Annotated in this window: 20 protein-coding genes; 2 read left to right on the forward strand and 18 right to left on the reverse strand. The window is 50.4% G+C overall.

Annotated features, from left to right (window positions below):
* Positions 1–186: 186 nt before the first annotated feature.
* The 14 genes from glnA to NYE33_RS30435 form a co-directional block, all read right to left on the reverse strand.
* Positions 187–1,611, reverse strand: coding sequence for a type I glutamate--ammonia ligase (gene glnA / locus NYE33_RS30370; protein WP_042135170.1), 1,425 nt, complete (start codon positions 1,609–1,611; stop codon positions 187–189).
* Between the two features lie 283 nt (positions 1,612–1,894).
* Entirely contained in the window at positions 1,895–2,941 is a 1,047-nt protein-coding gene (gene aroF, locus NYE33_RS30375; RefSeq protein ID WP_039303367.1) for a 3-deoxy-7-phosphoheptulonate synthase, read from the reverse strand.
* 247 nt (positions 2,942–3,188) lie between these two features.
* A complete protein-coding gene (locus NYE33_RS30380) occupies positions 3,189–4,145 on the reverse strand; it encodes a 4-hydroxy-3-methylbut-2-enyl diphosphate reductase (protein ID WP_042135168.1) in 957 nt (318 codons plus the stop codon).
* A gap of 56 nt (positions 4,146–4,201) precedes the next feature.
* On the reverse strand, positions 4,202–5,647 hold the full coding sequence (locus NYE33_RS30385) for a sensor histidine kinase (RefSeq protein WP_341069039.1): 1,446 nt from the start codon (positions 5,645–5,647) through the stop codon (positions 4,202–4,204).
* A gap of 1 nt (position 5,648) precedes the next feature.
* Positions 5,649–6,335, reverse strand: a complete 687-nt coding sequence (locus NYE33_RS30390) for a response regulator transcription factor (protein ID WP_341069042.1) — start codon at positions 6,333–6,335, stop codon at positions 5,649–5,651.
* 122 nt (positions 6,336–6,457) lie between these two features.
* Entirely contained in the window at positions 6,458–8,149 is a 1,692-nt protein-coding gene (locus tag NYE33_RS30395; RefSeq protein ID WP_042135163.1) for a S1C family serine protease, read from the reverse strand.
* Between the two features lie 469 nt (positions 8,150–8,618).
* Positions 8,619–9,272, reverse strand: coding sequence for a response regulator (locus NYE33_RS30400; protein ID WP_039303350.1), 654 nt, complete (start codon positions 9,270–9,272; stop codon positions 8,619–8,621).
* Positions 9,269–10,339, reverse strand: a complete 1,071-nt coding sequence (locus NYE33_RS30405) for a HAMP domain-containing sensor histidine kinase (protein ID WP_039303347.1) — start codon at positions 10,337–10,339, stop codon at positions 9,269–9,271. Before NYE33_RS30405 ends, NYE33_RS30400 begins: the two co-directional genes overlap by 4 nt.
* Positions 10,340–11,425, reverse strand: a complete 1,086-nt coding sequence (gene liaF, locus NYE33_RS30410) for a cell wall-active antibiotics response protein LiaF (RefSeq protein WP_341069045.1) — start codon at positions 11,423–11,425, stop codon at positions 10,340–10,342.
* Positions 11,426–11,668: 243 nt separating this feature from the next.
* Entirely contained in the window at positions 11,669–11,812 is a 144-nt protein-coding gene (locus NYE33_RS30415; protein WP_156118574.1) for a hypothetical protein, read from the reverse strand.
* Between the two features lie 167 nt (positions 11,813–11,979).
* Complete coding sequence (locus NYE33_RS30420) at positions 11,980–12,543, reverse strand: 3D domain-containing protein (protein WP_418793975.1); 564 nt, start codon at positions 12,541–12,543, stop codon at positions 11,980–11,982.
* 338 nt (positions 12,544–12,881) lie between these two features.
* Positions 12,882–14,819, reverse strand: a complete 1,938-nt coding sequence (gene thrS / locus NYE33_RS30425; RefSeq protein ID WP_171718922.1) for a threonine--tRNA ligase — start codon at positions 14,817–14,819, stop codon at positions 12,882–12,884.
* Positions 14,820–15,259: 440 nt separating this feature from the next.
* The gene (locus tag NYE33_RS30430; protein ID WP_039303331.1) at positions 15,260–15,433 is read right to left on the reverse strand and encodes a toxin-antitoxin system HicB family antitoxin; all 174 of its coding nucleotides are present in this window, start codon (positions 15,431–15,433) and stop codon (positions 15,260–15,262) included.
* Between the two features lie 12 nt (positions 15,434–15,445).
* Positions 15,446–16,288 (reverse strand): SPFH domain-containing protein, encoded by an 843-nt coding sequence (locus NYE33_RS30435; protein ID WP_042135152.1) that lies wholly within the window; start codon positions 16,286–16,288, stop codon positions 15,446–15,448.
* A gap of 184 nt (positions 16,289–16,472) precedes the next feature.
* Between NYE33_RS30435 and NYE33_RS30440 the strand changes: the two genes are divergently transcribed.
* Positions 16,473–16,655, forward strand: a complete 183-nt coding sequence (locus NYE33_RS30440; RefSeq protein WP_039303325.1) for a hypothetical protein — start codon at positions 16,473–16,475, stop codon at positions 16,653–16,655.
* Between the two features lie 111 nt (positions 16,656–16,766).
* Here the strand turns inward: NYE33_RS30440 and NYE33_RS30445 are convergent, their stop codons facing one another.
* Positions 16,767–21,188: a bifunctional 2',3'-cyclic-nucleotide 2'-phosphodiesterase/3'-nucleotidase gene (locus tag NYE33_RS30445; protein WP_341069051.1), complete on the reverse strand. Its 4,422-nt coding sequence runs from the start codon at positions 21,186–21,188 to the stop codon at positions 16,767–16,769.
* 161 nt (positions 21,189–21,349) lie between these two features.
* On the opposite strand from NYE33_RS30445, the gene NYE33_RS30450 reads away from it, so the two are divergent.
* Entirely contained in the window at positions 21,350–21,676 is a 327-nt protein-coding gene (locus tag NYE33_RS30450; RefSeq protein WP_341069054.1) for a hypothetical protein, read from the forward strand.
* A 354-nt stretch (positions 21,677–22,030) separates the two neighbouring features.
* On the opposite strand, the gene NYE33_RS30455 is transcribed toward NYE33_RS30450, so the two are convergent.
* From NYE33_RS30455 to NYE33_RS30465, 3 genes are all read right to left on the reverse strand, one after another.
* Positions 22,031–22,630 (reverse strand): hypothetical protein, encoded by a 600-nt coding sequence (locus tag NYE33_RS30455; RefSeq protein ID WP_341069057.1) that lies wholly within the window; start codon positions 22,628–22,630, stop codon positions 22,031–22,033.
* A gap of 228 nt (positions 22,631–22,858) precedes the next feature.
* Positions 22,859–23,995, reverse strand: a complete 1,137-nt coding sequence (mqnC, locus tag NYE33_RS30460; RefSeq protein ID WP_042135145.1) for a cyclic dehypoxanthinyl futalosine synthase — start codon at positions 23,993–23,995, stop codon at positions 22,859–22,861.
* Positions 23,996–24,190: 195 nt separating this feature from the next.
* The gene (locus NYE33_RS30465) at positions 24,191–25,357 is read right to left on the reverse strand and encodes an aminotransferase class I/II-fold pyridoxal phosphate-dependent enzyme (RefSeq protein WP_341069060.1); all 1,167 of its coding nucleotides are present in this window, start codon (positions 25,355–25,357) and stop codon (positions 24,191–24,193) included.
* Between the last annotated feature and the right edge of the window lie 21 nt (positions 25,358–25,378).

The following is a 25,378-nucleotide window of genomic DNA, read 5'->3' on the forward strand; positions in this document are numbered from 1 at the left end:
CAATGCCGCTATCCTACAATCATTTGTGGCCATACCAGTTACTTCCCCGTATAGATACAGAATAGCTCGGCACAACTGGTAGGCGGGACAGGTACAGCTTTGGTATCCAGAACACAACAGAAAAAGCCCCCGGAATCCAATGATCCCGGAGGCTTCTTCATCAAGCTCTATTCAAGTTAACTTATCTTATACATCAAAGTACAGGGAGTATTCATGCGGATGAACACGAATCGCAACGGCTTGAGCTTCGGAACGCTTCAGAGCGATGTAGTTATCGATGAAGTCCTTAGTGAATACGCCGCCTTCTGTAAGGAATTCGTAGTCAGCTTCCAGAGCGTCAAGTGCTTCGTCCAGTGTACCTGGTACGCTGCGGATCTTCTCTTTGTCAGCATCAGACAATTCGTAGATGTTCTTGTCCAGTGGACCGTAACCCATTTCTTCAGGGTTGATCTTCTTCTTGATTCCGTCCAGACCCGCCATCAGCATTGCGGAGAATGCCAGGTAAGGGTTAGCCGTGGAGTCAGGTGTACGGAATTCGATACGACAGCCCTTAGGTGTTACAGCAGCTACCGGGATACGGACAGCAGCGGAACGGTTACCCTTGGAGTAAACCAGGTTAACTGGTGCTTCATAACCAGGAACCAGACGTTTGAACGAGTTGGTGCTTGGGTTAGTCAGCGCGATCAATGCAGGAGCATGATACAGGATACCGCCGATGTAGTGCAGAGCCAATTCACTCAGGTTAGCATAAGAGCCTTTTTCGTAGAACAATGGCTCGCTGCCGTTGAAGATCGACTGGTGAACGTGCATACCGCTACCGTTATCACCGAACAGCGGTTTTGGCATGAAGGTTGCTACCTTGCCGTATTGGCGTGCAGTGTTCTGCACAATGTATTTGTAAGTCAGGAGATTATCAGCTGTTTTCTTGAGGGTGTCAAAACGGAAGTTGATTTCCGCCTGGCCTGCAGTCGCCACTTCATGGTGATGGCGTTCGATTTCCAGGCCTGCTTCAGCAAGCAAACGGCACATTTCACTGCGGATATCCTGTTGGGAATCCACTGGAGCTACAGGCACGTATCCGCCTTTAACGCCAACTTTGAATGCCAGGTTGCCGCCTTCGTCTTTACGGCCAGTGTTCCAAGCTGCTTCTTCGGAATCAACGAAGTAGGAAGAGCTGTTCATTCCGCTCTCATAACGAACATCGTCGAAGATGAAGAATTCAGACTCAGGTGCGAAGAATGCCGCTGTACCTACACCGCTGGATTGCAGGAATTCTTCAGCCTTCACAGCGATACCGCGCGGGTCACGCTCGTAACGTTCGCCATCCGGTGTGAAAATATCACACATGATGTTAAGCGTTGGGTGAGCTGTAAAAGGATCGATGTATGTAGTGCTTGGATCAGGCATCATTACCATGTCCGACTCTTCAATACCCCGGAACCCTGTAATGGAAGAACCATCAAATGCTACACCATTCTCAAATGTTTCTTCTTCAACTGCGGATGCTGGCAGTGAGATGTGGTGAGCACGTCCACCCAAATCTACAAACCGGAAATCCACCCATTCGATATTGTTCTCCTTGATCGTCTGCAATACTTTTTCAACCGACATGCTTTATTCCTCCCCAAGTTCCGAACATTAGGCCGCTCACAGTATCAAATGTTCTTGTTTTTATTTTTTTGCTGTCGTCATTATAAATCTCAAACCTAACATCGTCAATGCTTATGTCAGGTATTTCTTACGACAATGTAAGATATTCTGACGCTTTGGTGAAAAAACTCAGTTCATCCGATTCCCATGTCACCTTTGTCCTATATTCAATAAAAATAGCCCCCTTCCTCCGCCCAAAGCGGGAGAAGAGAGCCTGTAAGAAGCTAATTTCGCACTCAGAAATTTAAACTACCGGGGCTGCTTCCAGTGAAGGAGAGAACTTGCGTCCGACAAGCGGCGCCAGCTTCTCAAGATCTCTAAGCAGGCTGTCGAACTGTTCCGGGAACAGAGACTGCACACCGTCACCTGTCATGGAATTATCAGGGTCGGTATGCATCTCGATGATCAGACCATTGGCTCCCGCAGCAACCGAAGCCTTGGCCATAGGCGCAACCAGCTCACGGCGTCCGGTGCCATGGCTTGGATCGGAAATCACCGGCAGATGGCTGAGATTCTGCAGCACAGGAATAGCTGATAGATCAAGCGTATTGCGTGTGTAGGTTTCAAAAGTCCGGATTCCGCGCTCACATAACATAACATCACGGTTGCCCCCGGCGAGAATGTATTCCGCTGCGTTCAGCAGCTCATCGTAAGTCGCACTGAAACCGCGTTTCAGCAGGACGGGACGCCCGCAGGTTCCCAGCTTGCGCAGCAGGTCAAAGTTCTGCATGTTACGTGTGCCTACCTGCAGAATATCCGCATGCTCTGCACAGATATCCACATACTCCGGCGTCATCACTTCCGTGATGGTCAGCAGGCCGTGGCGCTTGCCGGCTTCGGCCATCATCGTAAGACCTTCTACGCCTACACCCTGGAAGCTGTAAGGTCCGGTACGCGGCTTGAAAGCACCGCCGCGCAGCACCTGGCCGCCGGAAGCTTTAACAAGCCGTGCGATTTCATCAATCTGCTCCGGGGATTCCACGGCACAAGGACCGCCCATAATAACGAGATTCTCTCCGCCGATCTTCACCCCGCGGATATCGATAACCGTATCCTCCGGATGGAAATCACGGCTTGCCAGCTTATAAGACTTGGTAATCTTCACGACGTTCTCGACGCCCTTCATCTGGCGCAGATGCTCGGCCAGCTTCGGCGTCACGCCGCCGACAAGACCGATTACGGTATGATCTGCTCCCCTTGAGAGATGTACCTGCAAGCCTTCTTTTTCAATTACGGCAATAATATCATTTACCTGATCCTGCGGTGTTTGGTTGGATGTAATAACGATCATATTATAGCTCCCCTTTTTGGACACTTATTCTTATAAACGGGTATAATCAATCAAATTTAATACTATCTCGCTACGACGCGTGTACGCTTTTAAGCACTAAAGTGATTTTACCGCAAGTTTCTGTTCCAGTCAACCCCAATAGGCTATATATAACAAAACCGCTTTGGGACGAAAAAAACGGCAGCACACCTGAATACAGGCCGCACTGCCGCTATACCTATTCTATAAGTTCATTTTTGCTATCAAGTCAGGTAGCACTCGCACTCTTGTTCTTCACAGGCGGTAGAAGCTTCGCCATATTCACGGTGCGTATGATCTCCCAGGTCGCAGGATTTGCTTCGTCATACTGCTCCAGATAATTGATAACTTCCTTGGTAATCGGTGTTGGCGTAGACGCACCTGAGGTTACTCCCACCTTGGTAATCCCCTTCAGCCAATCCCTATTCAGCTCAGATACATCTGAGATCCGGTGAGCCGGTACGCCGGCAATTTCCTCCGACACCTGTGCCAGACGGTTAGAGTTATTACTGCGCGGATCACCGACAACAATGACCAGCTCACACTGGCCTGCCTGCTCCGCTACCGCTTCCTGGCGGACCTGGGTCGCCATACAGATCTCATTATGGACCTCGGCTCCCGGGAAGGTCTCCAGCAGTTTTTTCATAATATGCTTAATATCCCACTGGCTCATGGTGGTCTGATTCGTAATTACAATACGCGAGGAAGGGACCGAGAGACCGGCAATTTCATCTTCCTTCTCAATCAGATGGACATGTTCAGGGGCAATCCCCACCGCACCTTCCGGCTCAGGATGACCTTTCTTGCCGATGTAGATAACCTCGTAGCCCTCTTCAACCTTTTCCTTGATGAGGTCATGAGTCTTTGTTACATCGGGACAAGTGGCATCGACTGTGGTTAACCCTTTGGCCCGTGCTATCTTGCGTACCTCGGGCGACACACCATGAGCAGTGAAAATAACCGTCCCGCTTTCTATTTTATCCAAAATATCCAGACGGTTATGCCCGTCCAGCGTAATGATTCCGTCATCCTCAAAGGAGTTCGTGACATGGCTGTTATGCACAATCATGCCCAATATATAAATCGGCCGTGGCAAATCAAGATTTTGTGCGGCCTGCCGTGCCATTACCATAGCATCGACGACGCCGTAGCAATAGCCCCGGGGAGAAATTTTGATGACTTCCATGATTCACCGCTTTCTGCTGTCAATGACTGCTGTAATAGGAACCGTTTAATTATACCCTATTCCAGCGGCGGGGCAAAGAGAAGCGGCATCCAGATCACAAAAGTCGTCCCTTCCCCCTGCCGTGTGACCACCTCTACAGAACCGCCGTGCTCATCAATTATCCATTTGGCGATGGACAGTCCCAGACCGATCCCTTCGGTAATTCCTCTGGATTCATCCGCACGGTAGAAACGGTCAAAGATATGCGGCACTTCGTCTTTGTCCATCCCGATTCCGGTATCCGAGATACGGATTCCCACCTGGTTCTGATAAAAGACGGCATCCAGCGTAACCTCACCCGCAGGCGTGTATTTAAAAGCATTATCAATGAAGATGAACAGCATCTGCTGCAGATAGTCCTTGTTGCCAAGAATATATTTGCCGTTCAACTGGCCCATTTCGCCCACAGACCACTCCGCCTGACGCGGCAGGAAGGAAGCACGGCGTGCTACTTCGGTCATCATCGGCTCCAGCGCTACCGGCTCTATATCAAAGGTCCGGCCTGTATCCGCTCTGGCCAGAGAGAGCATATCCGCCACCAGCCGGCTCATACGCTTGGATTCATCAGCAATATCCTTCACCGATTCAATGGAGAGCTGGCGGATTTCCGCCTCGGTCATCCGGCTGTCATCCGGTTCCATCTCCCATATCTTCTCCAGCAGATCAATATTTCCGCGAATCGTTGTAAGCGGTGTCCGCAGCTCATGCGAAGCATCCGAGACGAAGCGGCGCTGCGTGGCATAGGCCTCCTCCAGCCCCGTATAGAAGCCTTCCATCCGCCCGAGCATACTGTTCACCGTATCGATCAACCGCCCGATCTCATCCTGCGGCCCGTCATATTCAATACGCGAGCTCAAATCCGTCCCGGTCTGTATCCCGTTTGCCGCCTCAATAACCTTGCCGATCGGACTCATTGCTTTGCGGGCCAGGAATAAGCCGAACGTAAAGGCTGCAAACAATGTGGCAAAGGAGCCTACCAGCAGGATATTCTTAAGTGTCAGCAGCAGCCGGTCCTGTTCTCCCGTATATACAGCAACTTGAAGTACAGCAGGAAGCATTCCATCGGTCGTACTCACATCAGTTGATATCTGATAGATCAGAAAGGGATTGCCCTCATAGCTCGCTTTTATAAACCCTTGCTGATTCTTAACTGCAATCTGGTCGGGGATTTTAAACTTAAGCTCGATATTCTCCATATTGTCATTGGTAAATAATCGTTCCAAGTCGTATATATACATTTGTGCGAACAGATTCTGCCCTTCCGGACCGCCAATCACAAGCTTCAGCTTTCCGTCGCTCCACGCCTGTCCCAGAACAACTTTGTTTGACTGCTCTTTAAGCCGGTCTTTGATGTCACCATAGCTGTAAAAATATACAAACCCGTAAATTGCAGCAGACAAAGCCAGCAGCATAATGGCCAGAATCCCTGAATACCAGGCAGTCAGCCGCAAACGTATAGACATATTAGTCACCTCTTAGGATGTAGCCGGCTCCCCGGATCGTTTGAATCAGCCTTTTGCCGCCTTGCTCTTCCGTCTTCTGGCGCAGCATTGCGATGTATACCTCCAGCACGTTGGATTCACCGCTGTAATCGTAACCCCAGATCTTGTCCATAATCAGATCACGGGACAGCACCCGCTTCGGATTCTGCATGAACAGATGCAGCAGTTCAAATTCCTTCGCCGTCAGCTCCAGACGTTTGCCTGCACGCGTCACTTCACGCGAATCTACATCCAGTGTGATATCCTCATAGGAAACCGCCTGGTCCGAGCCTCCGCCCTGCTCACTTTTGCGCCGGAGCAGTGCCCGTACCCGGGCAAGCAGCTCCTCCAGAGCAAACGGCTTCACCAGGTAATCGTCCGCACCCAGATCGAGCCCTTTGACCCGGTGTTCAATCTCATCCTTGGCCGTCAGCATAAGTACCGGAACACTGCTTCCGCCCTCACGCAGACGGCGGCAGACCTCGAACCCGTCCACTTGCGGCATCATTACATCCAGGATAACCACATCCGGATCACTGTTCAGAACAGCACGCAGCCCATCTGCCCCGTTAGCGGCTGTTTTGACATCATACCCTTCAAAGGCAAGCCCGCGGCGCAGCATGGATATAATTTTCTCATCGTCATCAATAATTAAAATATTCGGTCGCATCAAGCAGCCCCCATTGTTCAGTTCATATATCTATATTGTATCATGAATCCGTTTATCCGCAGCCTATGCAGCAAAAACGGAAGGGTCTCCCCTTCCGCTGCGCTGCTCACCGTCCGGTGTGTTTATTGCTTCTGAGTTTGAGTCGTATCAAAATCATTTTTGTTGCCGATTGTTACCGGAAGATCCAGCTTCTTACCGTCACGAACCACATTCAGTGTCACCTGATCGCCAACTTTGAGCGTCTGGATGTAAGTAATCAGATCCTGGCTGGTGGCATAGTTCGTACCGTTCACACCTGTGATGATATCGTAAGGGCGGAGGTCGGCGGTATACGCTGGAGATTTGAAGACAATCTCGGCGACTACGGAGCCTTCTTTAAGGTCAGTGCCCATTTGCTTAGCGACTTCATCGGTAATGGTCATCAGCGAAGCGCCGATGAATGGTACCGGTTCTTTCGGAATTTCCTGATTGGCTTCCAGTTTCTCTACAACTTCTTTAATGGTATTGACCGCGATAGCAAAACCGATACCCTGGGAGTCTGTGCTAACCGCCACATTCATCCCGATGACCTGACCGTTCATGTTAAGCAGCGGCCCGCCCGAGTTCCCGGGATTAATCGAAGCATCCGTCTGCAGCAGGTTCTTGTAATTGCGTGTGCCGCTTCCGTCTTCTTCATTAATATCAATGCTGCGGCCCTTAGCACTCAGTACACCTGCTGTAACGGTGTGATCAAAGCCCTGCGGGTTACCAATCGCTACGACTTCTGAACCTACCTTAATGCTGTCGGAATCACCGAGCGCCACTGTAGGGAAGTCCGTTCCTTCAATTTTGAGCACTGCCAAGTCCAGATCTTTGCTGGAGCCGAGCAATTTCGCTTCATAAGGTTTGGTATTGCCGTCAACCGTAACCTGAATGACATCTGCATTATCCACCACATGCTGGTTGGTCAGAATATAACCGTCTGAATTATAAATGAAGCCTGTGCCGATTCCATAAGGAGTAAGCTGGGATGAATCCGAATTGTTTGATTCCGGCTGGGATTCTGAATTGGAGCCGGAAGATCCGCTGCCGCCGAACTGATCACCGAAGAAGAACTGGGAGAACGGATCGCTCATATTCGGATTACTGCTGCTTCTGCTGCTTGATTTAACCAGCGTCTCAATTTTGACAACTGCCGGTCCCACCCCATCCACTACGCTGGATACATCACCCGATCCGGTAACCAGTGCTGCTGTGGAAGTGGAAGGCGTAATGGTAGCACTTCCGTTCGCTGTCTTAGCTGCTGTATTCGTAACGGCTGCTGTAACTGCCTGATCGCCTGTGAACCAGTTGCCCCGGTCCGCCATGAACATCGAACCCGATAATACAATCATTCCGGCAAGAAAAGAGATAAGTACCGCCTTGACCGGCTTCTTCGGCTTACGGTTATACTGCCAGCCATTACTTCCCTCAGGAGGGTTACCGCCGCGTCCGCCATTTCCGCCATTTCCGTCATATCCGGTTGTGCGGAGCGAAGTGCTGTATGGTAAAGGCTTGACCGGCTGCGGAGGTGAAATCTCTACACGTTCCGGCTCCCGGCGGTTGTAATGCTGCGGATCTTCACCATTCATCTCATCATTGTTCAAGGATTTGAACGGCCCATAGGAATAGTAGTATGAAGAGCCTGCTTCGGTTGATGAGTTACTGTTACTGTTGTTACTGCCATTGTTGTTAAAGTTACTGCTATCATTACTGTCCCATTCCCGCTGCGGTCCCGGTTCATTATCACGATTAAAGTTGTTCTCACGATTGTAGTTGTTTTTGTTATCGTCCATGTTTTCTTTCCTCCCGCGCCTTGCCGCATCCGGCAAAGTGTTATTTGTTTTCTTGTTCTTATTTTGTACTTTAAACCTTAAGGTCACATTAAAAACAATTTAAGCGGAGATAAAAGATATGAACAATTAAAAGAGAATATGAGGGAGAAGCGCAGGAAATCCGGTTGTTGAGGCCGTTGAGGCAATTGGTGAACGTAGAGGACAAATAAATACCCCGGCGCTATAGCGCCGGGGTATTGCAGGTTACCGCTTCACGCATACGTACAATAGGCATGAATGTTGTACATATTGCAACTTTGCTTCTAGATAACAGGGGTGTTAGGGAGAATTGTTGTACGAAATACAAGAATTGCCCCGTTTAGCCGCTCGAAAGAGGTGGAATGCTGCCTTTCGTACAACAATTTTCGATTATAGATGATATATAGAGGAAAATGTTGTATTTTGTGCAGGATTCACTGAACTGAAGGAGCTAACTCTGCGCCCAGCCCTTACGGTGGGCGTAGATAGCCAGCTGGGTGCGGTCATCCAGCTCACACTTCATCAGCAGGTTGCTGACATGCGTCTTCACCGTCTTGATGCTGATATGCAGCTCCTCGCCGATATCTTTATTGGTTTTGCCCTCAGCGATCAGCAGCAGCACTTCCTTCTCCCGCTCGGTCAAGCCGGAAGAGTCGCCCTGTACGGTACGCTGGCGGATGCCCCGGGTCAGTGCCTGCGAGACATCGCCGGTCATCACCGGCATGCCGCGGTACGCGCCTTGCAGCGCGTAGATCAGCTCTTCTGCCGAGACGGTTTTGAGGACATAGCTGACTGCCCCCGCCTCGATCGCGTCTACAACAAGATCATCCTCCAGGAAGCTGGTGAGGATGACAATTTTGAGACCCGGGAATTCGGCCAGCACTGCGCGCGTTGTCTCCGCCCCGTTCATGACCGGCATCATCAAATCCATCAGCACCAGATCCGGCAGGGCCTCATGCCCCAGTTCACGCAGCATGCCAAGCGCCTTATGCCCGTTCTCTGCCTCACCTATAACTTCAAACATCGGATCAAGCATCAGATAGGTTTTGAGACCCATCCGCACCATATCATGATCATCCACCAGCAGCACTTTAATGAGACTCATTCTGTACTCCCCCTATCAGGCTCAGATTCGGCATCAACCGGCTCCGGGATGCCCTGCACAAACTTTGGTATATGTACGCGGATCGTAGTTCCCGCCCCCTTGCGGCTGATAATCTCAACCTGGCCGCCGAGCTTCTCGGCACGCTCGCGCATGGTGGTAAGTCCATAGGAGCCCTGTTTATGCTGCACCTGCTCGAAGCCCTGACCGTCATCGCTGATGCTCAGCACAACCTGGCGCGGCACCTCGCGCAGCGACAGGCTGACTACCCGTGCTCCGGCATGCTTCACGATGTTCGCCATCGACTCCTGAATAATCAGGAACAGCTGATGTTCAATCGCCTCGGACAGCTCACCCTGCAGTTCAAGCTCCTTTACTCCCTTGAGCCCGTTCTGGCGGCAGTAATCCGGGAACCATTTCTCCAGCGCCTCGAACAGATTGCGCCCCTCCAGCTCCACCGGACGCAGCTGGGCGATCAATGCCCTCATTTGCTTCTGCGCCATCTGGGACATGCTGATCAGCTGGTCCATGACCGTCTGCCCATGCTCTGCGCTCCGTTCAAGCACTTTAGGCAGCGAAGAAGCGGACATGTGAATCGCAAAAAGCTGCTGGCTCACCGTATCATGCAGATCCCGGGCCATACGCCTCCGCTCTTCCAGTACCGCGCTCTCCGCCGCCTTTTCCTTCTCGATGACTTCCTGTTCACCCAGCTGTTGCAGAAGTTTCATCTTCTTCTCCACAGTATCCATCATGATATTGAATTCGTGATATACCCGGGCAAAAGACTGGTCTTCGCTCTCCGGCATCCGTACGGACAGATTGCCTTTGGCTACCTGCAGCATATTCAGGTCCAGATGGTCGATCCGCCGCTGAATCCGCTGTCCGGCAATATAGCCGATAGTCACGGTGAAGAGCACAATGCCCAGACACAGGTACAGCCACATGCTGGTATCCACCACCCGGATATAGCCCAGGCATGTCCCGGCATACATCAGTCCGGCAGTTACTCCGCCGCTAAGCAGGAAATACACCAGCAGCATCCACTTGGTATTGCTGAAGATCGTCCCCATTTAGCCCACCGTTTTGACTTTAATGTCACCGATGAAGCAGCTGACGTTAATACGGACTTTTTTACCTGCTTCCTTATAATAAGGCGTCTTGCACTGTACATTGCTCATGAACCCGCTGCGCGATTGCTCAAGCACCTGCATATCACCAATGAACGAGCTGCCGATAACCGATACACCAAGATTCATATCATCCGGAATATAAACCTTAATATCACCGACAAAAGCGGAAATGTTGATCTTGGTCTCACCGTAAGGAATTTGCGCATTGGTCAGATCCAGCACTGTATCCCCGATAAACTGCGAAATATTGGTTTGCTTTAGCTGGAAATGCTCACGTCCCATATGGACATCTCCGATAAAAGCCGAGCGGTTCGTCGTTTCTTTATCCTGCCCGGAATCCTGAAACTCCTCATGCCATTCGCCGTGGCGGCGGGCATGGCGTTCCTGGCGCTCCTGGCGTCTGCGTTCATGGCGTTCCTGCTTCTCCTGCCACCGGGCATCCGCAGAAGAGGAGGGTACTCCCTGTTCTCCGTCTTCATCCTCAGTGTCTTTGTGCAGATAATCATTCCAGTCCCGCCCGCCGGCACCGGCAGATTTGCCGAACTTCTGCTCAAACTGCTCATCGAGCGTCGATTCCAGCGGTGCGGGAGGCTTCGTATCCAGCGGGCTTTTGCCCGGTCCGGGCGGATAGAAATTCGGTGGTGCAGGCGGTGCAGGAGGAACTGGCGGCGTTGTACCCCGCGGCTTGAAAATAACAGCTAAACCGCCGCCGATCAGCATAACCGGGATCAGCATTTTGAAGAAATCGCCTGCCGAGAAGTCAAACCATTCTAAATTCCGTCCCAGAAAAAACACGCCGATGGCCAGAAAGAAAAATCCGCCAAGTGTTGCAGAGAATCTCGAATGCTCATCGTCCGGGGACAAAAAGCGTTTAACCCCTAATATAATCAGAATAACCGGCCAATACGTAGATATCAGTGAACCCAGGCTGAAATCAGTGTAGCCCATCTGTCTTAGCAGGAACAGGCCTCCGAGACCGATAAGGATCAGTCCGCCGAGAACCTGGCTGGTGAACCGTCGTTTCATATGTCATTCCCCCCAGTAGTTAGTGTAACTCTTGCTTCTTCACGCTTATAGTCCTAGTCTACAGGAAGAAAGCTGCGGGGAACAGCGGCGTGAGAAGGAAACAGGCCTCAGTCTCCAGACCGAGACGGCTGGAATATTCCGTTAATTTTATGATGCCCATAAAAAAGCTGCCCTTCCAGCCCATAATCCGGACTTGAGAGGACAGCCTTGACGCTTCAAATGCTCATACCGGCAACCCCAGCATTACTGCTGCGGTTTTTGTACCGGTTTGGAGAACGTGTTGCTCTTAGTAGTTGCACCGTCGTTCTCAACGGCAAACTCAGCATTGTATTTTTCATTCGGTGTTTTGTAGTTCTCTTGTACCTTTGGTTTCTTGGAATTAGCCACGGAAATCACCTCCCTTTTCCTTCAGTACAGCCCGTCAGAGCTGACGAAAAAGATTATATCGGAAGAGGCAAGTCGCTTTGCCCCAGTCGATATTATGGGAAATGTGACACCGTATTATGCATGCTTACGTGAAAAATAATTCAAACTCAGTGAGGCCAGCCCAACCCTTAAATAACCTCTTCCAGCAAATATTGCGGCACTGCGTTATAGGTCTGGATTGCATGTCCAAGACTTTTCAGCATACTCTCCGTACATTTTCCGTTGCCTCGTTTGATGAGCTGGACGACAACAGTCTTCTTGCCCCATTCCTTATACACCTGCTTGGTGGTGCTGAAGTACAGGTCAATCTTCCGCCCTTTAATCGCCGAACCGGTGTCGGCCACTATAGCATATCCGTAACCCGGTATATATAAAATACTTCCCAAAGGCAGAACTTTCGGGTCTGCAGCAATGGTGGATACGGCATTCTTGTCCCGGCGTACCTTGACACCCGAATACGTAATTCCGTACTGCGGATGCTTCGCGGTCTTGCCTGTGGATTCGTATCCGGCCGTATAGCCGGTCGCTGTTACTTTCATTGAAGTGATGATCTGCTCCGGCGCAGGTGCAGCTACCGGTACCGAATCCGGCTGCTTGGCGGCTGCCTTCGCCTTCGGCTTACTTTCCGGCACCTGTGCTGGCTTAGGAGCCTGGACGGTAACCGGCTGTCTTAACCGCGAAGAGCCTCCCAGACGGGATGCCGAACCTGCCTCTTGATGCTGTACCTGAGAATTCGTGGTGACTGCACTAAGTTGTCCTGCAGTGTCTCCCGTCCCTCTTGCCTGTGCCGATTTGCGCGAATCATCCGGGTAGATCCCGGCTGCTGTCAGCAGAAGCACGATGGTGACGAAAAGACACCAAAACCTCTGGTATAAGCCCATTTTGTTCATTAGTTAAACCTCCCCATATAGCGAAGGTTTCCCGTTTCACAAAATTTTATACCTGACACCGGATAATAGCGGTCCCACGCGGCTTATAACAGAGGTTATTTATTGGTAATTATACGTACTATTAACAGCTTGTGTATGCTTTAGATTATACGTTCCGCAATTTCCTGTCCAAGCGAATCGATGACTTCCTGCAGCGGTTTGGCGCCGATGTCGCCTTCTCCGCGTTTGCGGATCGATACGCTGCCGGCATTCATTTCATTCTCGCCTACAACGAACATATATGGAAGTTTCTCCAGCTGTGCTTCACGGATTTTGTAACCCATTTTCTCATTGCGCAAATCGACTTCGGCGCGGATGCCGCTGCGCAGCAGCTTGGCAGCCACTTCCTTCGCATATTCATCAAAGGCCGAGGATACCGGAATAATCTTCACCTGCTGCGGCGACAGCCACAGTGGCAGCGATCCGGCAAAGTTCTCCAGCAGGAACGCTACGAAACGTTCCATGGTTCCAAGAATCCCGCGGTGCAGGACAACCGGACGGTGCTTCTGTCCGTCATCACCGACATATTCCAGCTCAAAGCGTTCAGGCAGCAGGAAGTCGATCTGTACAGTCGACAGCGTTTCTTCCTTGCCCAATACTGTTTTGATCTGAACATCCAGCTTCGGACCATAGAAGGCTGCTTCGCCTTCGGCTTCGTAGAACGGCAGGCCAGCTTCTTCGACAACCTCACGCAGCATGCGCTGTGCAGTCTCCCACATTTCATCATTGGCATAATACTTCTCTGTATCCTTAGGGTCCCGGTAAGAGAGGCGGAAGCGGTAATCTTCAATCCCAAAGTCGCTGTATACCTGCTTGATTAGCTCCAGCACGCGGATGAACTCGCCTTTGATCTGGTCCAGACGGCAGAAGATATGGGAGTCATTCAGCGTCATCGAACGGACACGGTGCAGGCCTGTCAGGGCTCCCGACATTTCATATCGGTGCTGGATACCCAGCTCGGCAATACGGATCGGCAGATCGCGGTAGCTGTGCATCGAGCTCTTATAGATCATCATGTGATGCGGGCAGTTCATTGGACGGAGCACGAACTCCTCATTATCGATCGTCATCTTAGGGAACATGTCTTCCTGGTAGTGTTCCCAGTGTCCAGAAGTCTTGTACAGCTCTACATTACCCAGTACAGGAGTGTAGACATGCTGGTAACCAAGGCTGGCTTCCAGATCTACAATATAGCGCTCCAGAATGCTGCGCAGCTTGGCGCCCTTAGGCAGCCAGATCGGCAGGCCTTGTCCAACCAGCTGGTTGAAGGTGAAGATTTCCAGTTCCTTGCCCAGCTTACGGTGATCGCGTTTCTTCGCTTCCTCCAGCAGGCGCAAATGCTCGTCAAGCTGGGCCTTCTTGATCCAGGCTGTTCCGTATACGCGCTGCAGCATCTTGTTCTTGCTGTCTCCGCGCCAGTAGGCACCGGCTACGTTCATCAGCTTGAACACTTTGATCTTCGCAGTGGACGGCAAATGCGGACCACGGCAGAGGTCGAAGAATTCGCCCTGTTCATAGATTGTAATCACACTGTCTTCCGGCAGCGCCTGGATCAGCTCCAGCTTGTAAGGATCAGCCAGCTCGCCGAATCTGTCCAGTGCTTCCTGGCGGCTCACCTCATGGCGGACAATCGGCAGGTTCTCTGAAACGATACGCTCCATTTCCTTCTCAATCTTCAGCAGATCCTCCGGATTAAGCGGATGCTCCAGATCCATATCATAATAGAAGCCGTCTTCAATGACCGGACCTACTCCGAGCTTAACTTCCATAGTCCCGAACAGGCGTCTTACCGCCTGGGCCATAAGGTGAGCTGTACTGTGACGCATCACTTCCAGGCCTTCCGGGGAATCCAGGGTAACGATTTCTACAAGATCGCCTTCCTGCAGCTGAGTGGACAGATCCACGACGATTCCGTTGATTTTACCTGCTGCGGCATTCTTGCGCAGTCCGCTGCTGATCGAGGCTGCTACATCATCAATGCTGCTGCCATCGGCATATTCCCGGACCGAACCGTCCGGAAGTTTGATATTTACTGACATTTTTCTTCCTCCTAAAAGTTAGCTTCTGCACACAAAAAACACCCGTCCCGCAAAGGGACGAGTGATTGCACCCGTGGTTCCACCCAAATTCGATACCATTATGCAAAAGCTGCTGCAGAGCAGCGGCATTGCAGAATAGAGTCCTTCGTCAGCATGGAGATAACGGCCATGAACCGGCGGTTCTTACTATCCTGCGTAATGATGTCCGCAAACGGACATCCCAGGAATTCATAACCGCAGCTACAAAGGGGTAAATCAAAAGCCGGTACCGGAGGAAATTGCAGCCTGGGGTTTCCTCTCTCTGAAGCGGTCCTGAACATCGATTCATATCTTTGTCGAAGCTGATAACGTGAATTAGGGTAATTATAAATCTCAGCTTATCTTCCGTCAAGTGGAACCGGCATGTCATACAAGTCTGAAGCGCCGCCGCCCCAGGCTGTTCATTCTTCTTCCCGGCGTTTCTTACCCGGCAAGCGGCCTGCGCGCTTCAAAGACTCACGCAGCAAGTATTCGATATGTCCGTTTACGCTGCGAAATTCTTCTCCCGCCCAACGTTCCAGCGCTTCGTGCAGTTCGGGATCGATCCGCAGCGGAAAGCTTTTTTTGGCCGCCATAATATTACCGCCTTAGTACAACGAGCCGGCGTTAATGACCGGGCTCGCACCGCGCTCCGACACAATCGCCACCATCAGATTGTTGATCATCGCCGCCTTGCGTTCTTCGTCCAGTTCAACTACACCGCTCTCTTTGAGTTGGCGGATCGCCAGATCCACCATGCCGACAGCACCTTCCACGATGATCTGGCGTGCAGACAGAATGGCCGAAGCCTGCTGGCGCTGCAGCATCGTACTGGCAATCTCTGTGGAATAGGCCAGATGGGTCAGGCGGGCTTCAATCACTTCTACACCGGATAAGGACAGACGCTCCTGCAGCTCCACCGCCAGTTCTTTGGCAATCTCATCGGCATTGGCCCGCAGGGACATGCCGGTCTCATTGAAGTTATCGTAAGGGTATTTGCTTGCCACATGACGCAGCGCCGTTTCACTCTGAATTTCCACAAACGCCATATACTTATCTACATCAAACAGCGCTTTGGCCGAATTAATGACCTTGAATACAATCACCGCAGCAATCTCAATCGGATTACCTTCCACATCATTGACCTTCAGCTTCACGCTGTTGAAGTTGCGGACCCGCAGCGATACGGTCTTGCGGATGCTGAACGGAATGACAGCGAACAACCCGCTGGTTGCAATCGTACCGACATATTGGCCAAAGAAGGTCACGACCACTGACTTGTTCGGCTGAACGACGGTAATACTCGTACATAGAATACCGGCTGCAACAAACAGGATGACAGGCAATGCCACGTATTCCTGCACGGCACCGTAAATCCCGCCCCCGATACAAATGGCAATTAGAGCCACAACCCAGAATCCGCTGACAGGATGCAATGTTTTCTCTTTCATAAAGATGCCTCCATTAGATATGTATTTGATATAATTATGATATCACTTTTGGATACAACTGTAAACTGATATTGTAAAAAAATCACTGCCTCTTTACCGTTATTCTTTTATAATTTGTCTGACATTACGAATGTTACGAAGATAAGAATGGACCAAATCACAATGAACAAAGGAAGTGTAACTCATGAGTGTTAAGGATCAAGTACTGGAAATCATTAAAGCTTCAGCAGCTCCTGTAACTGCAGGTGAAGTTGAAAAGCTGTCGGGACTGGAACGCAAAGCGGTCGACAAGGCCTTCACCGAGCTCAAAAAAGAAAATGCGATCGTCTCCCCTATCCGCTGCAAATGGGAAGCTGCAGTGAAATAACGGGACGTATTATGGTCTGGGCTGGACAAGCCTGAGCATCCTCGCAAACGGAAAGGCCCGCGCACAATGTGCACGGGCCTTTTGCCTTATTCAATTGTATTCATATAGAAATCAGGAAGCTTTGTTCTCCAGCATCCGGTAGATAATGACCGCTGCCTGGGCGCGGTTCGCGATACTCTTAGGCGCGAATTTCTGCGCGTCTACACCGTTGACAATCCCCAGCTGGGTCAGCTGTGCTACAGGCTGCTGCGCATAAGCTGCAATCTTGGCCTTGTCAGCAAACTTATTCAGAGCAGCAGGATCAACCGGCTGCAGCTGATCCTTGAGGGCATTAGCGATCATAATCGCCATTTCCTCACGGGTGATCTCACGGCCCGGCTCGAATTTACCGTTGCCTGAACCTCTCACCAAACCGGCGTTTACGGCAGCAGCGATCGTATCTGTATACCAGACACCTTGTTTCACATCAGTGAAAGTAGTTGCTGATGCAGTATTGCTCAAGTTAAGTGAACGAACGAGCATAGTTACGAATTCAGCACGGGTTACACTCTTCACGGGTGCGAAGTTCGTGCCGTCGATGCCTTTTACAATACCTTTAGCCGCCAGTGCTTTAATAGCTTCTGCAGCCCACGCTACCTTACCCAAATCCTTGAATGCAGTAACAGGAACGGCCGGGCTCTGTGTTGGAGCTGTGGTTGCAGCCGGAGCCGGAGTAGCTGATGCGGCTGGACTAGGAGAAGCTGATGGTGAAGCAGTCGGTTTAGGTGTCGCCGTTGCTACAGGCCCTGTGCCAGTACCAGGATTAGTACCCGGGTTAGTGCCTGGATCTGTTTCTGGAGCAGCTTTGTTGGTAATCCGTCCTTCAATTGCAGCAGTAATAGCTCCGCCATTGAATTTCTTCACAATATAATCATAGAATACATCCAGATCGATTGGTCCGGCCAGCGATTTACTTGCCTGGGTCAATACCTTATAGTTGTCTCCGCCTGCAGCCATGAAGTTATTGACGACAGCTGTGTAGCTCTTGGACATTTCAATCGGTGTTCCATCACTTTTGGTCAGGTTAACCACACGGCTGGCAACCGGCAGATACATATTGGCCGTATATTTCAGGCCGGAAATTTGCAGTGTCTTGATGTCTGCTGTTCCATCAGCCTTAACTGCCCATTGCTGCTGCAGCAAGGTTTTGATCTGTTCACCGGTAAGCGTCAGCTTCACCAGCGTATTGCCGAAGGGCTGGATTTTGGCCAGATCACCGAAAAGAACATTCCCCTTAGGAAGATCGGCACGGATACCGCCCGGATTCATAAATGCAAAGTCAGCAGGACCAGCAGCACCGTCTTTGAAATCAGCCTGACGCATAGCATCCGCAATCAGGTTGCCCAGGGGAGCTTCCTTCAGATATACATCTGTACGGGTAACTGTGCCATCTGTAGTCCCTACAGGCTTAGCCAGCTCAGGATGCAGAGCCAGATAATGATCAACCAGTGCTTTGGTTTCAGCATCCGGCGTCACATTCTCCTGGAAGGTAGTAATTACTTCAGCAGATTTGCTCTTAACCTCTCCGGTCTCCGGATCGATAGCCAGGCGGATGTCTTCATAGGCAGTACCGTAAGAGTAGGCCTGAACAACCAGTTTGCCGTTCACCATATCATTAGCGTAGGCATGATTGTCACCAGCCACAATAACATCTACCGGAGAATTAGCCGGGAGGGCATTCGCCAAATCTACAGCCTCACCTGTGGATACATTTTTCTTCGTTGCAGCATCAACCTTCGTGGTTGCCGGATCATGGGCAAGCACGATAATCGTGTTGACCCCTTTACCTTTGAGCTCTGCAGCATACTTTTCGATGGCAGCTACTTCTTCCTCAGCACTCAGGAATTTCACACCGGCTGTACCGGCTGGGGATACCTTACTTGGTGTTGCCTTGGTTACTACGCCGATAAACCCGATTTTTACACCACCGATTTCTTTAATCGTGTAAGGCTTGATCAACGGCTCTCCAGTCTTCATGTCGATCGCATTGGCATTAATGTAATCGAAATTCACAGGTGCATGGACAATGCTCGGGTTAACCGGGTCCGCACCGCCGAAAATTTGTGCCTTCAATGCTTCAACACCCTGGTCGAATTCGTGGTTACCCAAGGTTCCCACATCGAACTTCATCATGTTCATCCATTCAAGGGTCGGCTTGTCACGCTCCATGGAGGATACCGGAGCCGAAGCACCGACGGAGTCCCCGTTGTGGACTAGCAGGGTGTTATCGTATTTGGCACGGGCATTCTTCAGGTAGGTTGCCAGAATCGCCGCAGTTCCTACAGGCTTGCTCTCAGTACCCACAGTTACAAAGGATGTCGTATCCAATTGTCCATGAAGGTCATTGATGCCGAGCAGATGGACTTTGACGCTTCCGCTCAGGTCGAGATTGTAAATCTCGTCACCCCGGAGATTCTGGGTTCCGGTATCGGTAATATTATCATGTTTAGGAAGTGCATTCTTAGCCTTAGGTGAAGAAGTAAAGGTAACCTTAACATCGCCTTTGACCGGAGCGATCGACCAGTTATTATCGGCCGGCTGGTTAACGTTTCCTGCTTCCTTGATGTAATCCATCAGAATCTGACGATTCTCTTCCAGGGTATCCAGCACCATCGTAAGACCGGCAGCACCGGTTTTGACACCCGGGAAATTCCCGCCGCCGCTTGCCCGGTAATTGTTAGTCACTACGATGAAGTCCTGATTCATATCCAGCGGCTTGTCATCGTAGGTAATGGAGGTAACCCGCTCAGAAGTGAGGTCATTCACCGTGCCGTCCGGCTTGTATCTTGCATTTTTGGTGACATCAATCGTGTATTTAATTCCGTCGATAACATCGAAATTAAATACGGAGAATGCGGAGTTGAGCAGCGGCTGCTCCGTAGTCACTGCTGGGTCAATACGGTTATAGGCACCAGCGCTCATTTCAACCCATTCTTTTACAGTCTCACCCTTGACCTTAATGGCCTTAAGCGTGTTGTCATAGAGATACAGGTCGCTTGCGCTGCGGATGGTCAGATCTCCCGCTTCGATTTCTGTATACTCATCCGGGTTATTGCGTCCGGCCTTGAAGGGTGCGCCAACGCTCAGGATGGGCATTCCCTGGTAAGCTGCCAGGTTAGGATCACTGTTGATCAGCTTCTCAACATAGTTTTTCTGGGCATAGGTTACGATCTGAACAGTCGGATCATCCTGCACCATAGCGAAAAAGCTGTTCATCGGTACATCCGTGCGTCCAAGGGGTTGATTGACATAAGCAATCGTAGCCTGGTGATCAGCGGCAACCACTGCATCCAGCTCAGCATCCGGCTCTACGTTTGCAATATTAACCTTGTTCTCCGTTCTGTAGATTGAACGGGTGGATGAAACCGAAGCGCTCTTGTCCACCATAAAGTGTCCGCTCCGCTGTGGGTCCGGAACGATTGCCAGGTCGATCAGACCCAGATTGGCGCCGCCGAATCCCGCCTGAACGGCTGGAACATTGTTGATCTGGCCTTTGGCATTATCGATGCCGGGCAGTACAGCTTTACCCGTAGAATCCTTGAAGGATGCGTCCAGCGCTTCCACAGTCGCAGCCGGGAATACCTTATGGGTATGCGAGAACGTAATCGCATCAATCCCCGGCACGAGACTTAGTGATTTGATGTCATTTTCAGATTTGGTTCCGGGTACTGCATTATTATCATATCCGGTATGCGCCATCGCAACGATAATATCCGCACCGTCTTCCTTCATCTGAGGAATGAATTTAGCAGCCGTTTCGGCGATGTCCTTAGTAATGACTTTACCATCGAGGTTGACCTTGTCCCAATCCATAATCTGCGGAGTAACGAGACCAATCAGGCCCACCTTAACATGTTGTGTAGCTCCGTTGCTGTCGGTAACTGCCTTGTCGATTATTTTATAAGGAGTGAAATAGTTCGGGTTATTGGAATCATCCTCGTCCCCGTCTACGGCATACACATTCGCATTAATAAAAGGAATGTCTGTATACTCATATGTGGCTGAAGTCGCAGATGTAATGCTCTCCAGATAAGGAAGTCCATAATTGAATTCGTGGTTGCCGAGTGTCGCAGCATCATAGTTCATGGTATTCAAAGCTGCAATCATCGGATTGATCTGTGTAGTCCTGCCGTCTGCATCAACCTGCTTCGAAGCGTACGTACCCAGCGGTGTACCCTGAATCAAATCTCCGTTGTCGAGCAAAAGGTTGTTAACACCCTTCTCCTCGGCTCTGGCCTGCTTCACCAGCGTAGCCGTCCGGTCCAGTCCAACCGTCAGAGACGGTTGATTCTTAAAGTAATCCCAGCCCATCACATTGGTATGCACATCTGTAGTACTCATCAGCCGCAGGTTGATTGCGCCTGACGCAGGTTCAGCTGCTGCCTTCCCGGCTCCCAGTACTGAACCGGCAACGACTCCGCCCAGCACCTGCGCTGTAATCACAGCGGTAGCCAATATTGAAGCAATAGGCTTATTCCAACGTTTTTGTACCATAGAATCTTATACCCTCCCAGTTAATCTCTTTAAATTGACCGTCAAAGCGTAACATATCAACTTATTCCTATCTATCAAACTGGGTTAACTAGAATTGTGAATTGTGTAAAATGTAAAAAAGGATATGTTGCATTCATATTTTTATAAGGAGAGGGTTGACTATGGACGAGGGAAAGAACACACATGAAGAATTATTCTGGATCAAAGACGAGAACCGGAGCACTAACCGGAAAGATATCCGCTGGTTTGAGGAAATGCTCACCTTTGATACTTTACGGGAAGCGGAAGAATGGGTTATGAGTGATGCCTATAATAAAATTGGCGGAGACCAGTTTGACGGCTATTGGACTGGTGATCCTAAGCTGGCGTTTGCGCTGGTCTATAACCTGACACGCCTGAAGACTCTGGGCGACGCTTCCTTTAATGATATCTATGCTGATGAAGAGAACCGGGAAGGTCAAACTATATTTAAGGTCTGGGTGAGTTGATGGGGGCTGGTGCCACTACCGGAAAAGCTGAGCGAAGGCTCGCACGTGGCTCAATGAGCATAATGTATGCGAAATTTCGAATACAATTGGCTTCCACGTAGCTAAATGAGCCTGATGTATGCGAAAAACCGAATACAATGGGCTCTCACGTAGCTCAATGAGCATAATGTATGCGAAATTTCGAACACAATTGACTTCCACGGCTCAATGAGCATAATGTATTCGAAATTTCGAATACAATTGGCTCGCCCGTAGCTGATGCTAGCGGTGCCGGTGGAATAGATGGAAAAAAGACATTGATAAACAGCCCTCTTACACATCTAATATGTGCTGAAGGGCTATCTTTCGCTTTTACTAAATCTCAAATACTATCTCGTCGCCTGTCTCGCTCTTCTTGAAAGGGTTGATGTATTGTGTGAACCTCAATTGCAATCCTGAAGCATCGTCAGGTAATGGCGGGGAGACAACGTATTTATAGGCAGCATGATCAGATCTGCTCCCCCCACTAATCATCCGGGAGTCATATTGTTCGCTAATGTATAGCTCATAGTGGCTATGTTGATGAGATTTGGATTCAATCTCCGGCTCATTGTCCCAATCTATACTAAGTGTTAGTACACTTGCATTTGTGTATTGCCGTATAGAAGTTAGAGTATAGAACCGCTCCCCTATCACGACTGACTTCAGGATTGCAATGTGTTGTCTAAATCCCGCTGGTTCAATTAATGGTTTATATTGTTTTTCATTCATCATACTTCCAAATATCGACTTTAAGAAATCCTCATAGAGTCCATAAGTCTCTGACCATTTAGAAATATACTCAAACGGAGGATAACCTGGATTATTACCAGAGATTTCCTTCCTTCGCTTTATCAAAGAACAAATTTCTTTATCGATATCGGTAATTCCTTCATCATAGTGATCTGTTGGGCGTTCAAATGATATCCGTTTCATCTTCAGCCTCCCATGAGCTTATTTAAGTGATTTCACATTCAAATATTAACATATAATTGATTTTATGGATAATCGAACCTTTTCCAGACGACAAAGAACGCATATTCAATTGAACAAATGTTGTAGTTAAAATAATAAAAATAAACGGGTAAAAACTACATAAAGTGTAGTTTTTACCCGTTTTCTCACCTTAGTAGGGTAACAACACATCAGGTGTTGTTCTACCCTCTAGTTTTGCATGATGAAGTCATTGTCAATCTTAGCATTGGCGTCCTCGAACGTCCGCAGGATGTCATAACGCGTGTTGCGCTGCGCCGGAATCTTGCCTGCTTCGCGGATCAGCTGGGTAATGGACTCGATGTTGACCTTGTAGGTTGCGCCCGCCGAGGAAACTACGTTCTCCTCGATCATCGTACTGCCGAAGTCATTACAGCCGTATTGCAGGGAAAGCTTACCGACCTCAGGGCCCATCGTGACCCAGGAGGACTGGAAGTTCTTGATATTATCCAACACCAGACGGCTGATTGCCACGGTCTTGAGGTATTCTTCCGGTGTCTGCCGGTCCAGCTTGAGGTTCGTATTATCCGGCTGGAAGGTCCAGGAGATGAAGGCCAGGAATCCTTCGGAGTCATATTTGTTCGCTATGCACTCGTCCTGGGCTTCGCGGACACGCAGCAGATGCAGCGCCCGCTCCTCCATACTCTCACCCAGACCGATCACCATCGTGGCTGTCGTGTTCATGCCGATCCGGTGCGCGGTCTGCATGACATCCATCCACTCCCGCCAGGAGCCTTTGAGCCGGCTGATCTTGCGGCGCGTGCGGTCATCGAGAATCTCCGCTCCCCCGCCGGGCAGGGAATCCAAGCCTGCGGCATGAATCTCACGCATGACCTGCTCCAGCGGCAGTCCGGATACCTCGACCATCTTCATGATCTCTGCCGGTGAGAAGGAATGCATGGTGATCTCCGGGAACCGCTGCTTAATTCCGCGCAGGATGTCCGTGTAATAGCTGAACGGCAGATTCGGGTTCGTTCCGCCCTGCATCAGAATTTCAGTCCCGTTCACGCTGATCGTCTCGGCAATCTTCTGATAGATAGTTTCATCGGGAAGCACATAACCTTCCTCCGAACCCGGTCTGCGGTAGAAGGCGCAGAAGCGGCAATAGACATCACATACATTGGTGTAGTTAATATTACGGCCGATTACAAATGTAGCCAGCGGGTCCGGGTGCCAGCGCTTCATAATAATATCCGCAGCCGCGCCCATTTTCTCAATTTCATTGCTTTCGAACAGCGTGATTGTGTCTTCTAATTGAAGACGTTCACCTTTAAGTGTCTTATCCAGAATAAGATCAATTGCACTCAACGTTCGCAGCCTCCTCTTAATCCTATGAAGTATAGTAGATGAATTTAATTTAAAAAATAAACAAACTCGTTCCCCCATCGTATCACAATCGGATGAGCTTGAAAAATCTTTCGCCAAATAAAACAGCAGCACCCCGTTGGCGCTGCTGTTCAATGTATACAGTGATTCTATCTGGCTGCTAAGGTTCCAAGATGCCTATTCCAGCTCGGTGCGCGCGGCCTCCAGTGCCTGCGTAAGATCAGCGATCAGATCGTCCACATGCTCGATGCCGACCGAGAAACGCAGCAGCCGGTCATCTACGCCAACCGCATCCCGGATTTCCGCCGGAATATCGGCGTGAGTCTGTACCGCCGGATAGGTCATGAGCGATTCCACACCGCCAAGACTCTCAGCGAATGCAATCAGGCGGATATGGCGGAGCAGCGGCTCCACGTATCTGGCATCCTTCACCTTGAAGGAGAAAATCCCGGTGTTGCCGGAGGACTGGCGCTTCTGGATTTCGTATCCCGGATGATCCGGCAGACCCGGATGGAAGACTTCGGCTATGGCCGGATGCTCCAGCAGATAACGGGCGATAGCCAGCGCATTACTCTCATGCCGCTCCATGCGCAAGGCAAGTGTTTTCATCCCCTTCATCAGCTGGTAGCTGTCGTTTGGTGCAAGGACAGCGCCCAGTGAATTATGCAGAATCGCCATTTCTGCAGACAATTCAGCGCCTTTGGTCACAATAAGTCCGGCAAGGACATCGTTATGTCCGCCCAGATATTTGGTCGCGCTGTGAACGATGATATCTGCTCCAAGCTCAATAGGGCGCTGGAAGAACGGGGTCAGCAGCGTATTGTCGACAATCGTGAGCAGCCCGTGGCGGCGGGCCCATTTACATACCGCTTCGATATCCGTAATCATCATCAGCGGATTGGTTGGTGTCTCAATGAATACACCCTTGGTGCCCGGCTGGCGCGCAGCTTCCAGAGCATCCAGATCATTCGTATCCACATAGGAGGCGCTGATGCCGTATTTGGACAGAATCCGTTCCAGCAGACGGTACGTTCCGCCGTACAGGTCGAGCGAGACAACGAGATGATCACCTTGTCCAAACAAAGCAAACACAGTAGTCAGTGCAGCCATACCCGAGGCGCAGGCGAAGCCGGCATCTCCAGACTCCAGTACCGCTGCCGCATCTTCGAGCACAGAGCGGGTAGGATTTTTGGTGCGGATGTAATCAAAGCCCGTGCTCTGTCCGAGTCTCGGGTGACGGAATGCCGTCGCGTTGTACACCGGATAATTAATCGCCCCTGTCGCGGGGTCCTCCATCGAACCAATCTGTGCCAGTCTGCTCTCAATTTTCAGTTTCTCGTCCATTTCCATTGCCTCCTAAAAGTT

Origin of the sequence: Paenibacillus sp. FSL R10-2199, from assembly GCF_038000235.1 — a bacterium.
GTDB lineage: Bacteria > Bacillota > Bacilli > Paenibacillales > Paenibacillaceae > Paenibacillus_AQ > Paenibacillus_AQ phytohabitans.